General features: G+C 67.5%; 15 protein-coding genes. 8 read left to right on the forward strand and 7 right to left on the reverse strand.

Annotated features, from left to right (window positions below; all coding sequences use genetic code 11):
- Positions 1–173: 173 nt before the first annotated feature.
- Entirely contained in the window at positions 174–494 is a 321-nt protein-coding gene (locus ACFE71_RS13120) for a pilus assembly protein PilZ (RefSeq protein WP_375429237.1), read from the forward strand.
- Here ACFE71_RS13120 and ACFE71_RS13125 read toward each other — a convergent pair.
- Positions 491–1,426, reverse strand: a complete 936-nt coding sequence (locus tag ACFE71_RS13125; protein WP_375429238.1) for a ribose-phosphate pyrophosphokinase — start codon at positions 1,424–1,426, stop codon at positions 491–493. The two genes, ACFE71_RS13120 and ACFE71_RS13125, sit on opposite strands and share 4 nt — an antisense overlap.
- A gap of 84 nt (positions 1,427–1,510) precedes the next feature.
- Between ACFE71_RS13125 and ACFE71_RS13130 the strand changes: the two genes are divergently transcribed.
- Positions 1,511–2,836, forward strand: coding sequence for a glutamate--tRNA ligase (locus ACFE71_RS13130; protein WP_375429239.1), 1,326 nt, complete (start codon positions 1,511–1,513; stop codon positions 2,834–2,836).
- An 80-nt stretch (positions 2,837–2,916) separates the two neighbouring features.
- On the opposite strand, the gene ACFE71_RS13135 is transcribed toward ACFE71_RS13130, so the two are convergent.
- The 3 genes from ACFE71_RS13135 to ACFE71_RS13145 form a co-directional block, all read right to left on the reverse strand.
- The gene (locus ACFE71_RS13135; RefSeq protein WP_375429240.1) at positions 2,917–3,426 is read right to left on the reverse strand and encodes a ferritin-like domain-containing protein; all 510 of its coding nucleotides are present in this window, start codon (positions 3,424–3,426) and stop codon (positions 2,917–2,919) included.
- A 66-nt stretch (positions 3,427–3,492) separates the two neighbouring features.
- The gene (locus tag ACFE71_RS13140) at positions 3,493–4,398 is read right to left on the reverse strand and encodes an OmpA family protein (protein WP_375429241.1); all 906 of its coding nucleotides are present in this window, start codon (positions 4,396–4,398) and stop codon (positions 3,493–3,495) included.
- 42 nt (positions 4,399–4,440) lie between these two features.
- Positions 4,441–4,950, reverse strand: coding sequence for a DUF3833 family protein (locus ACFE71_RS13145; RefSeq protein WP_375429242.1), 510 nt, complete (start codon positions 4,948–4,950; stop codon positions 4,441–4,443).
- Positions 4,951–5,177: 227 nt separating this feature from the next.
- Here ACFE71_RS13145 and ACFE71_RS13150 point away from each other — a divergent pair, with 227 nt between their 5' ends.
- On the forward strand, positions 5,178–5,453 hold the full coding sequence (locus ACFE71_RS13150) for a hypothetical protein (RefSeq protein ID WP_375429243.1): 276 nt from the start codon (positions 5,178–5,180) through the stop codon (positions 5,451–5,453).
- 57 nt (positions 5,454–5,510) lie between these two features.
- A complete protein-coding gene (locus ACFE71_RS13155) occupies positions 5,511–5,942 on the forward strand; it encodes a pyridoxamine 5'-phosphate oxidase family protein (protein WP_375429244.1) in 432 nt (143 codons plus the stop codon).
- Positions 5,943–6,101: 159 nt separating this feature from the next.
- Here the strand turns inward: ACFE71_RS13155 and ACFE71_RS13160 are convergent, their stop codons facing one another.
- Entirely contained in the window at positions 6,102–7,010 is a 909-nt protein-coding gene (locus ACFE71_RS13160) for a hypothetical protein (protein WP_375429245.1), read from the reverse strand.
- Between the two features lie 245 nt (positions 7,011–7,255).
- On the opposite strand from ACFE71_RS13160, the gene ACFE71_RS13165 reads away from it, so the two are divergent.
- From ACFE71_RS13165 to ACFE71_RS13175, 3 genes are read left to right on the forward strand one after another with little or no spacing between them, the layout of a single operon-like run.
- On the forward strand, positions 7,256–7,519 hold the full coding sequence (locus tag ACFE71_RS13165; RefSeq protein WP_375429246.1) for a type II toxin-antitoxin system ParD family antitoxin: 264 nt from the start codon (positions 7,256–7,258) through the stop codon (positions 7,517–7,519).
- Positions 7,509–7,796 (forward strand): type II toxin-antitoxin system RelE/ParE family toxin, encoded by a 288-nt coding sequence (locus ACFE71_RS13170; protein WP_375429247.1) that lies wholly within the window; start codon positions 7,509–7,511, stop codon positions 7,794–7,796. The genes ACFE71_RS13165 and ACFE71_RS13170 overlap by 11 nt, the downstream gene beginning before the upstream one ends.
- A gap of 29 nt (positions 7,797–7,825) precedes the next feature.
- Positions 7,826–8,056, forward strand: a complete 231-nt coding sequence (locus ACFE71_RS13175; protein ID WP_375429248.1) for a DUF3253 domain-containing protein — start codon at positions 7,826–7,828, stop codon at positions 8,054–8,056.
- Between the two features lie 16 nt (positions 8,057–8,072).
- Here ACFE71_RS13175 and ACFE71_RS13180 read toward each other — a convergent pair whose 3' ends face one another.
- Complete coding sequence (locus tag ACFE71_RS13180) at positions 8,073–9,116, reverse strand: Fic family protein (RefSeq protein ID WP_375429249.1); 1,044 nt, start codon at positions 9,114–9,116, stop codon at positions 8,073–8,075.
- 373 nt (positions 9,117–9,489) lie between these two features.
- Between ACFE71_RS13180 and ACFE71_RS13185 the strand changes: the two genes are divergently transcribed.
- Entirely contained in the window at positions 9,490–9,972 is a 483-nt protein-coding gene (locus ACFE71_RS13185; RefSeq protein ID WP_375429250.1) for a hypothetical protein, read from the forward strand.
- Positions 9,973–9,979: 7 nt separating this feature from the next.
- On the opposite strand, the gene ACFE71_RS13190 is transcribed toward ACFE71_RS13185, so the two are convergent.
- A partial coding sequence (locus tag ACFE71_RS13190) for a phosphomethylpyrimidine synthase ThiC (protein ID WP_375429251.1) occupies positions 9,980–10,622 on the reverse strand: 643 nt, incomplete at its 5' end.

A 10,622-nucleotide genomic window follows, 5' to 3' on the forward strand; every position in this document is an offset into this window, starting at 1 on the left:
CGGGGACGCCGAACTTGGCCAGCAGTTCCTTGGCCTGGTATTCATGGATGTTCATGGCGCGGCCGTCCGTTTTCGAGCATCGGGGATGCAGTCGCTAAAGCACAAGGGCCCTATCAGGTCCAGTGCGGCCGCGTTCGCCCAATCGTAACCTTTCGTTCGGCATAAGGCGGTCCATGACCCAGCCCGCTTTCCAGCCCAAGCCCGGCGACGAGCATCGCCGCGCGCTCCGCAAGGCGGTCAAGATGCGCGCGCACCTGCGCGACCGGGGCCAGACCCGGTTCGAAATCGACATGATGAACCTGTCGGCGTCGGGCTTCCGCGCGGAGACCAGCTTCACGCTCTGGCCGGGAACGGTGGTGTGGTTGACGCTGCCAGGCCTGGCAGCGCTGGAAGCGGTGGTCGCGTGGCGCGACAGGTTCAAATACGGGTGCGCCTTCGCCAAGCCGCTGCATCCGGCGGTGTTCGACCACATCGTCGCCTTGTCGCTGCGCTAGTCGAACAAGCTCGAGACGCTTGTCTCGTCGGCGATCCGCTTGATCGCCTCCGCCAGCAATGGCGCGATCGGCAGGTGGCGGATGCGGGAGGCCGAGCCGATCGCTTCGTGATTGCCGATCGAATCGGTGATGACCAGCTCGCTAAGCGCCGAACCCTCGACCCGCGCGACGGCACCGCCCGACAGCACGCCGTGGGTCACGTAGGCGACGACGTCCTCCGCCCCCGCCTGGCGTAGCGCCGCCGCCGCGTTGCAGAGCGTCCCCGCCGAGTCGACGATGTCGTCGACCAAGATGCAGCACCGGCCCTCCACCTCGCCGATGATGTTCATCACCTCCGACTCGCCCGCGCGCTCGCGCCGCTTGTCGACGATCGCGAGCGGAGCGTTGTCGAGCCGCTTGGCGAGGACGCGCGCGCGGACCACGCCGCCGACGTCGGGCGACACCACCATGACGTTGCGGCCCTTGAAGCGCGCGTGGATGTCGGCCGACATGACGGGTGCCGCGTAAAGATTGTCGGTGGGGATGTCGAAGAAGCCCTGGATCTGCCCAGCATGGAGGTCGACCGAAAGCACCCGGTCGGCGCCCGCGACGGTGATCAGGTTGGCGACGAGCTTGGCCGAGATCGGCGTGCGTGGCCCGGGTTTGCGGTCCTGGCGCGCATAGCCGAGATAGGGGACAACCGCGGTGATCCGCCGGGCCGACGCGCGTTTGAGCGCGTCGATGATGATGAGCAGCTCCATGAGGTTGTCATTGGCGGGGTAGCCCGTCGACTGGATCACGAACACGTCCTCGCCCCGCACGTTCTCGCCGATCTCGACGAAGATCTCCTCGTCGGCGAAGCGGCGGACGAGCGCGTCGGCGAGCGGCTGTCTCAGATAACCCGCGATCGCGCCGGCGAGCGGCAGGTTGGAGTTGCCGGTGATGAGCTTCATGAGACGGCCCTCCCGATCGGCCATGCGTGCCGCTTAGGCGCGCGGGGGTTTGCCCCGCAACCCCCGACGCCTAGAGGCCGAGGCATGACCGTCGTCACCCGCTTCGCCCCCTCCCCCACCGGTCGGCTGCATGTCGGCAATATCCGGACCGCACTCCATAACCAACTGTGGGCGCGGAGGTGCGGGGGGCGGTTCCTGCTCAGGATCGACGATACCGACGCCGAGCGGAGCGAGGAGCGGTATGTCGACGCGATCCGGCGCGATCTGGATTGGCTTGGGCTGACGCCGGACGGCGAGGAGCGGCAGTCGGCTAGGTTCGCCATCTACGGAGCGCGATTCGACGCGCTGGTCGCGGCGGGGCGGGTCTACCCGGCGTATGAGACGGCGCAGGAACTGGACCTCAAGCGCAAGGTGCAGGCGGGGCGTGGGTTGCCGCCTGCATATGACCGCGCCGCGCTTCGGCTCAGCGACGCCGAGAGGGTGCGGTTGGAGGCGGACGGGTTGCGGCCGCATTGGCGGTTCAGGCTCGATCATGACGCGCCGATCATCTGGGACGATCTGGTGCGGGGGCCGCAACGGTTCGAGCCGGCGACGATGAGCGATCCGGTGGTGCGACGCGCGGACGGGTCGTGGCTGTACATGCTCCCGTCGGCGATCGACGATGTCGAGATGGGCGTCAGCCATGTGGTGCGCGGTGAGGATCACGTGTCGAACACCGCGCTTCAGCTGCAGATATTCGCCGCGATGGGGGCGGAGCCGCCCGCGTTCGCGCACGGCGCGCTGCTGACGGGGGCGGAGGGCAAGCTGTCCAAGCGGCTCGGGTCGCTGGGTGTCGATCACTTCCGCGAGGCCGGGATCGAGCCGGAGGCGGTGCGGGCGCTGCTCGCGCGGTTGGGGACGAGCGATCCCGTGGAGCCGTTCGTCGATCCCGAGCCGCTGGTGGCGAGCTTCGACTTCGCGCGCTTCGGACGGGCCCCGGCGCGGTTCGACGAGGCGGAGCTGGCGGCGCTGAATGCGCGGATCGTCCACCGGTTGCCGTTCGAGCGGGTGCGGGACCGGGTACCGGGTGCGATGGGCGAGGCGGAGTGGCTGGCGGTGCGGCCCAACCTGCACCGCGTTGACGAGGCGGCTGACTGGTGGGGAGTGGTCGAAGGACCGGTCGCGAACGCGGTCGCGGAGGTGGATCGGGCGTATCTGGCCGACGCGGCGCGGGTGGCGGGGGCCATCGATTGGGCGGAGGAGCCATGGGCGGCGCTGACGGGGGCGTTGAAGGTGGAGACGGGGCGGAAAGGGCGGGCCTTGTTCATGCCGTTGCGGTTGGCGCTCACGGGACGCGAGCATGGGCCGGACATGGCGACGCTGCTGCCCCTGATCGGACGCGAGCGGACGGTGGCGCGGTTGACCGCCTGACCTCGGCACCGCCCTTACCTTCGCCGTGTCTTCGGCACGGCTTTCCCTCTCCCGCGAAGGCGGGAGAGGGTTGAGTCAGGTCATGCCATCTCGGCGTTGGCGTTGATCTTGCGCTCGGCGAGTTCGGTCAGCTTCTTGTCGGTCGCGTATTCCTCGTCGAGCGTCTCGCTCAGGAGCTCGGCCTCGTTCTCGCGGCCGAGCTGCGTCGCCCAGGCGACGAGCGTGCCGTAGCGCGCGATCTCGTAATGCTCGACCGCCTGCGCGGCGGCGATGAGCGCGGCGTCGAGCACCTGCTTGTCCGACACCTCGCCCGAAATCTCGTTCGCTTCCTTGATGATGCCGTCCATCGCGGCGCAGGTCACCGCCTTGGGGCTAAGCCCGTGCATCTCGAAGACGCGCTTCAGGCGCTCGATCTGGTTCTGGGTCTCGATCAGGTGCGTCTGGAAGTTCGCCTTGAGCTGCGTGTTGGTCGCCTTGTCGATCATCTTGGGGAGCGCCTTGGTGATCTGATTCTCGGCGTAATAGACGTCCTGAAGCTGGTGGACGTAAAGGTCGTCCAGCGTCGCGATATCCTTCGTGAACAGGCCCATGATGCGGTTCCTTGCGTGGGGTGGATGATGCGTGGGCGATCAACGCCCGACCCGGACGCGGGTTGCCTATTTGGCCGTGACGACCAGTTCGGTCCGGCGGTTCTCCGCCTGGCCGGGTGGGGTGGCGTCGGTCGCGGCGGGAGCGGCCTCCCCGCCCGAGACGGCGGCGGCGCGCGCGGGGGCGATGCCGGCGACCCCGAGCGCGGCGACGACGGCCTGCGCGCGCTCGCGGCCGAGATCGGCGTTGGCGGCGGCGGGACCGCGCGCGTCGGCATAGCCGACCACCCGGACGCGCGCGTTCGGATAGGCGCGCAGGATGCGGGCGAGCACGTCGATCGTCGGCCGGTCGGCGGTGCGGATCACCGCGGAGCCGGTGTCGAAATTCAGCCGGTCGAACGGTAGTGTCCGCCCCGCCGGGTCGCGGCCGGCGAGATGGCGTTGCAGCTCGAAGGTCAGCGTGCCGGGTTCGAGGGCCACGCGCGAGCCGTCCGGGAGCGCGACCTGCTCGACGATGGGAATGGCGGACACCGCGCCGCGCTCGAGCTGGCCGGGACCGACGACCAGATCCCGCTCCTTCGTATCGACGCAGCCGCGATACAGGCCGAACAGCAACAGGAGGCCGACGAGCGCCAGGATATAGGGGAGGTAACGCCCGAGCGACCGCGGCGCGCGGCCGCGCGGCGGGGCGGTGAGGCTCGGGTCGGGCGTGGGCTCGCCCAGCGCCTCGGCGACGCGCGCGCCGAAGCCGCCGAGCGCGACGGCGGCGGTGTCGGCCAGGTGGACGCGGCCGTCCGCGACGCGGTCGACGCGGGCGAGCGCGATGTGGCGGGGAGTCGACAGGTCCGCGTCGGAGCCGGCGGAGGGGCGGGCGAGGATGAGACGGCCCGTCCGGACATCGGCGACCGTGCCGACGGGCGCGCCGTCGGAGCCGACCACCGGCATGCCGTCCTCGATCTCGCTCCGGTCGATCATGCGTGTTCCCTCCTTTGGTTCGGTCGCGCGTTCGGCATTCGGCTAGTCGAGCTTGCGGATGGTCTCGGTCAGGCGGGCGACGGTGACGCCGAACTTGCGCGCGGTGAGGATGTTCGTCGCCGACCGGCCGTCGGGGCCGAGCGTCAGCCGTTGCTCGGTCGCGATGCCGCCCTTCATCCTGAAGCTGAGATGCAGGCGGTTGCCGGTCACTTCGCCCGCGATCGGGCCGACCGCGTCGGAGAGCGTGCCCGCATAGGTCTTCGGGCCGGTGCGGCGGATGCGCCATTGGCGCTTCGTGACGGGCTGGCCCTCCTGCGCGACGATCTGGTCGAGGACGAGCGTGCCGTCGGGGGCGACGCGGCCCGTGCCCTGGACGCGGACGGCGCGGGCGGCGCGCATGATGATCTTGAGTGTCGCCGTCCCCTCCGTCCGGCCGGCGAAGAAGGTCGCCGGGTCGAAGGTCGGTGCCGGGGCGGCCGCGGGGATCGCGGGAGCATAGGCGGCGAGCGCCAGCACGGCGGCGGACTGGACGAGGAGGCGGGTGTGCAGCATGACATCTGTGGAACGAGCCGGTCGGGCGATCGGGTCCCGGCGACGTGTCCATGCATTGCCCTGCATCAACTGAATGAGCGGAAATCGGTCAAGGCGGCGGCGGTCAAGGGGCGGCTCGCCAGTCGGAGGGCGTCGTGGTCGGCCGAGCGGAACCGGCGGGCGGGTACGTCGTTTGACGCGGCCGGCCGGTCTGGGTAGGCCAAGCGTCGGAAAAGGGGAGAATATCCATGAAGATCGTGATGAAGGCCGTGGGCGCGGCCGGGCTGCTGGCGTTGGCGGCGTGCGGCGGTGGGGCCGACGACAAGGCGGCCGAGAATATCGAGGCGATGACCGAGAACCGCGCCGACGCGCTCGAGGAGGCCGCCGACAACACATCGGGCGCGACCGAGGACGCGTTGGAGGATCAGGCCGACAACGTCCGCGAGATGGGCGAGGACAAGGCCGAGGAAGCGGACGACAAGGACGACGCGACTGTGGAAAACCAGGTCGCCAACGCGATGTGACGCCTTGCCCGGCCGACGCTTGTCGTCGGTCGGGCACCCGTTCAAGGAGAGCCGCCCATGCCCATGACGTTGTCCGACCTGTCCGCGAAGATGCGCGGGATCGATTTCTGCACCATGTCGACCCGCACCGACGGCGGCGCGATCGGCGGGCGGCCGATGAGCAACAACGCCGACGTCGAATATGACGGCGACAGCTTCTTCTTCGCCGACGACGATGCGCGTTCGGTCCACGACATCCCCGCCGACCCGAAGGTGGGCCTCGCCTATCAGGGCAAGTCGGGGCTGCTGGGGCAGCGGCCGTTCTTCGTCACGGTCGAAGGCGTGGCCGAGCTGATCCGCGACAAGGCGATGTTCGAGAAGCATTGGACCAAGGACATCGAGCGATATTTCCCGCGAGGAACCGACACGCCCGGGCTGGTGCTGATCAAGGTCCATGCGGCGCGGATTCATTATTGGGACGGCGAGGACGAGGGCGAGATCCGGGTCTGATGGCCGGGCCCGCACTCGTCACCGCAGCGGAAGTTCACTAAAGTTCACGCCAATGAACCCTCGCATGCCATTTGATTGGCCGGTGGGTCGGGACGCCGGTGCGGGCGGAAGTTCACTAAAGTTCACGCCAACGAACGCGCGCGCCGTTCGCCCGGCGAGTCATCCGGAGCGTCCGCGCGAGCGGCGGCGGGCGCGACGGCCGGCTCGTTCTTCCTGCTCGTCACCCTCATAGCCGTCCTCGCCCGGGGCCAGGAAGGCGCGGTAGGAGTCGGGAGTCCAGTTCGGGTTGTTGGCGCGCCGGATCTCGTCAAGCCTGCGGTCGATCCCTTCCTCGCGCGGTTTGGCGACCGGCTCCGGCTCGTCGCGCTTGGCCGCGTGATAGGCCGGTATCTCGCCCCCCAGCATATCGGCGACCTCCAGCCTGCACTCCAGCTCGTCGGGCGGCATCAGCGCCTTGAGGTCGGCGGGCCGGGCGGGCTCAAGCCGGAGCAGCGCCTCGGCGACGGGCGGGAGCGTCGGCGCGGCCTCCTCGCCGGGCGAGCGGACATCGCGGTGCGCGTGACGGTAGCGGTCGGGCTGGTGCGCGCGGAGCAGGAACATCAGCAGCCGGTCGTTGTAGCGCTTCTTGAAATAAAGGAACTTGCCCTCGGCATCGACGACGGGGTCGTCGACGCCATCGACCGCCCGCTCGAAGGCGATGTCGACCAGGCGCTTGGACCCTTGATGAACCGCGACGTCCCAGGCGGCGGCGAAGCCCTCGCCGCCGGGTGAGCGGCGCAGGCGATAGGCGCTCGACACCGACAGCCCGACCGCGTCGGCCGCCTGCTTGGGCGAGGCGGTGTCGGCGAGCGTCTCGACGAACAGCCGCTGGCGGACCGCCGTCCACCCGTCGGCGCGCGGCCGGCGAAGGACGGGGTACCAGTCGTATGCGTTCGGATCGAGGCCGTGCGCGTCGACGGTCGCGGGAAGCGTTTCCGGGAGCGTTTCCGGGAGCGTCTCCGGCGGGGTTGCGGGGGAGTCCTCGGCCTGGATGGCGGGGACAGGGCGGGCGGGCTTTTCCTTGCTCATCCGAGGAATGGAACAGATACCGAACGTGTAGGACAGCGCGGCGGCGGCCTGTTGGAGATATCGGCGGCCGGGTGTGGCCCTGGAGCATCCATCAGGAGGCGTGTTGGACCGGGTCCTGCAACGAGCAGGGCGATGTGGGCGAGCCGGGGCTGGCCACCTTGTGTGGATGCGAGGAGCGACCGTGCCGCTTTTCGCGAAACGGCGTTTTCGTTGAAAGCGGCGGCCAAGCGGTTTACCTGTGTCGCATGGCGCAAGTGCATGTTTCGCTTCCCGAGGATCTGAGCAGCTGGGCCGAGTCGCGCGTCGCGCAGGGCGGCTATGCCGATCCGGCCGACTATGTGCGCGACGTGGTCCGGCGCGACCGGGAACATGAGCGAAAGCTGACGGCTTTGCGCGCCGCGATCGAGGAGGGGCGTCGGTCCGGCGTCAGCGACCGCGACCCGTTCGAGCATCTGGCCGAGCTACGCGCCGGATTGCGCGGATCGAGCGGGAGCGTGGATGCGGCTTGAGCTTAGCCGCCGGGCGCAAGCCGATCTCGACGACATACGCGACTATAGCGCCGAGCGGTTCGGTGCGAAGCGAGCGATCGCCTACCTCGATGCGGTCGAGTGGGCGTTTCGGCGGATCGTCGATTTTCCCGAGATCGGCCCGGCGTACGGCGCATCGGACGGTATCGTCCGCAGTTACCCGGCCGAGGAGCATCGCATCTACTACGAGCATGACGCCGGGCGCGTGTTCGTGCTTCGCGTGCTGCACAAGCGGATGGACGCGGTACGGCACCTGTGACCGGCCTAGATAGAGGCGACGCGCGTTCCGTGACGCTGGGGCTGCTCGCCCGCCGCGCTCCGGGCGCCACGGTGTGCCCGAGCGAAGTGGCGCGGGCGATCGCGACCGCCGCGGGCCGACCGGACTGGCGTGGCGAGATGGCGGGCGTTCACGCCGCGGTCGATGGGATGCTCGCCGACGGACTGGTGCGGCTGAGCTGGAAGGGCGCGGCCAAGGCGGTGCGGGAGGGGCCGTATCGGATCGGGCGGGGCGCAACTTGAGCCTCGCCGTGCGCGCTTAGATCGGACGCGCGCCTTCGCCTTTGGTGAGCAGCTGCACGAGCGGTCCGTTGACGTAGTAATTGTTGCGTCCGGCTTGCTGCTTGACCAGCAGCCCGCCGGCGGCGAGCTGGTCCAAGTAGCGCGCGGCGGTCTGGCGGGTGACGCTGAGTTCGTTCTGGACGAATTCGATGCGCGTGTAGGGGTGGCGGAACAGATTATTGAGCAGATCCTGCGAGTAGAGCCGTGGATGTTGCGTGCGGAGACAGCTCTTATAGTCCGTCATCAGCACCCTGATCCCCTCGATCAGTTCCAGCGTGCCGACCGCCGTGCTGCCGACCGCGCGGAGCATGTACAGAAGCCAGGGCTCCCATTGCCCGGTGTCGCGCACCGATTGCAGGAGCCGGTAATAATCCGCTTTATGAGCGGTGACATAGCGGCTCAGGTACAGGATCGGGGTGTCGAGCAGACGTTGCCGGGCCAAATAGAGGACGTTGATGATCCGCCCGATGCGGCCATTGCCGTCGCTGAACGGGTGGATGCTCTCGAACTGGTGGTGGATGACCGCCATCCGGATGAGCGGGTCCAGCTCCTGCCCGTCCGGTTCGTTGATGAAGCGCTCCAAGGCCGTCATGTGCCGGATGATGTCGTCCGCCGATTGGGGAGGAATATAGACGAGCTCGCCGCTGGTCTCGTTTTTAAGGGCGGTGCCGGGCGTGGCGCGGAATCCCTCGGTGGTGCGCTTCAGGATCCTGAACATCTGGGTGATGCTGTTGTTGGTCAGCAGGCCTTGGGTGCGGTGCAGGTTGTCGAAGCCGCATTTCAGGGCATCGGCGTAGAGCGCGACCTCCTTCGCGGCGGGCGAGGCGGGGCGGTCGGGATAAAGGCTCGTCTGGAACAGCTCGTCCTGTGTGGTGACGATGTTCTCGATTTCCGAACTGGCCTTCGCTTCCTGGAGCGAGAGCGTGTCGATCAGGATGCCCTGGTTCGGGATCGTGCCGGCCCGCCCTTTCAGCTCCGCCAGGAAACGATGGGCGCGGGCGGCCTCGCGCAGCACCGGCACCGTTTCGACGAGGCTCGGTGGCGGCAGGTCGGGGATGGCGTAACTGGGCTTGAGCGGCCCCGGCACCCATGTTCGCTGTGTTCGCATTTCGCGAACATATCAGGATGACGTGTTAAGGGAATAGCGGTTTCTTTAACATGACGGCGGGATATGTTCGTGGGCCGGTCATGAGCGGCGCGGAGCGGCGGGGACGTACCCGAGGCTGATCCGGTTTTTAAAAGTGCTAGAGGTATTGCGGGTCGGGTAAGCCGCCAAAATTGTTTGATGAGGTAGTAGGGACAATATGGCCGAGGTTTTTGTTCCGGATTAGCATGAAAAGGAAGATGGTTGGCCTATAGTGTACAACTTAGGCCGTATCTCATTAGAGTGGAATATGGTGGAACAGTTTTTCACCGCGCTGATCTGGCAGCTTTTAGGAGATCACGGTGTTGGGATGGCTGTTACAGGTGGACTTGGAAATCAGTCTCGCGCTGATATTGTGCTTAACCTTGCTCGGCAGCAGCCGAACAATGCTGAGCTTATAAGCAACGTCGAGTACGCGTGTAAGGCATTCAATATCTTGCGTGAAAATCGCAATATCCTTGTCCACTCACATTCTATCTTTCCGACAGATGACGGAACGGTTCATTGGCGCCGGGCTACAGGGCGGGGTCCCACTGGCCATCTCACGACCGCGGCCAGCTTTGCCGATTTAGAGAAGATGATCGAGTCGATCGTGAACTTAGGGATGTTCACGATCGAGCTTGTTGGAACGATCAAGGCATCAAAGGAGGGGACTGAATTTGAGCCTCGGTCTGAACGCCCATCTATGCCGGCCCGACTTCGGACAGTTTCAGACAGCCCCGACCCGGAGTGAGCTGGTCCTACTCCGCCGCCGGCAGGTAGACCTCCCCGCCCTTCTCGCGGAACCGCTCGCTCATGTCGGCCATACCGGCTTCCGCGTCCTCGGCGGCGAGGAATGTCTCCACGCCCGCGTTCTGCTTGGCGGCGAAGTCCCGCACTTCCTGGGTAATCTTCATCGAGCAGAATTTGGGGCCGCACATCGAACAGAAGTGCGCGGTCTTGGCGCCTTCCGCGGGGAGGGTCTGGTCGTGATAGGACTCGGCCGTGTCGGGATCGAGCGATAGGTTGAACTGGTCGCGCCAGCGGAACTCGAAGCGGGCGCGGCTCAGCGCGTCGTCGCGCAGGCGGGCGGCGGGGTGGCCCTTGGCGAGGTCGGCGGCGTGGGCGGCGAGCTTGTAGGTCACCACGCCGACCTTGACGTCGTCGCGGTCGGGGAGGCCCAGATGCTCCTTGGGCGTGACGTAACAAAGCATCGCGGTGCCGTACCAGCCGATCATCGCCGCGCCGATGCCGCTGGTGATGTGGTCGTAGCCGGGCGCGATGTCGGTGGTCAGCGGCCCGAGCGTGTAGAAGGGCGCCTCGCCGCAGACCTCCAGTTGCTTGTCCATGTTCTCCTTGATCTTGTGCATCGGCACGTGGCCGGGGCCCTCGATCATCACCTGG

This window comes from uncultured Sphingomonas sp. (genome assembly GCF_964237155.1).
Taxonomy (GTDB): Bacteria; Pseudomonadota; Alphaproteobacteria; order Sphingomonadales; family Sphingomonadaceae; genus Sphingomonas.

Bases quoted from the DNA above. Each gene is read 5' to 3' on its own strand.
- ACFE71_RS13120 (WP_375429237.1), top strand. From the start codon at position 174: ATGACCCAGCCCGCTTTCCAGCCCAAGCCCGGCGACGAGCATCGCCGC.
- ACFE71_RS13125 (WP_375429238.1), bottom strand. From the start codon at position 1,426: ATGAAGCTCATCACCGGCAACTCCAACCTGCCGCTCGCCGGCGCGATC.
- ACFE71_RS13130 (WP_375429239.1), top strand. From the start codon at position 1,511: ATGACCGTCGTCACCCGCTTCGCCCCCTCCCCCACCGGTCGGCTGCAT.
- ACFE71_RS13135 (WP_375429240.1), bottom strand. From the start codon at position 3,426: ATGGGCCTGTTCACGAAGGATATCGCGACGCTGGACGACCTTTACGTC.
- ACFE71_RS13140 (WP_375429241.1), bottom strand. From the start codon at position 4,398: ATGATCGACCGGAGCGAGATCGAGGACGGCATGCCGGTGGTCGGCTCC.
- ACFE71_RS13145 (WP_375429242.1), bottom strand. From the start codon at position 4,950: ATGCTGCACACCCGCCTCCTCGTCCAGTCCGCCGCCGTGCTGGCGCTC.
- ACFE71_RS13150 (WP_375429243.1), top strand. From the start codon at position 5,178: ATGAAGATCGTGATGAAGGCCGTGGGCGCGGCCGGGCTGCTGGCGTTG.
- ACFE71_RS13155 (WP_375429244.1), top strand. From the start codon at position 5,511: ATGCCCATGACGTTGTCCGACCTGTCCGCGAAGATGCGCGGGATCGAT.
- ACFE71_RS13160 (WP_375429245.1), bottom strand. From the start codon at position 7,010: ATGAGCAAGGAAAAGCCCGCCCGCCCTGTCCCCGCCATCCAGGCCGAG.
- ACFE71_RS13165 (WP_375429246.1), top strand. From the start codon at position 7,256: ATGGCGCAAGTGCATGTTTCGCTTCCCGAGGATCTGAGCAGCTGGGCC.
- ACFE71_RS13170 (WP_375429247.1), top strand. From the start codon at position 7,509: ATGCGGCTTGAGCTTAGCCGCCGGGCGCAAGCCGATCTCGACGACATA.
- ACFE71_RS13185 (WP_375429250.1), top strand. From the start codon at position 9,490: ATGGTGGAACAGTTTTTCACCGCGCTGATCTGGCAGCTTTTAGGAGAT.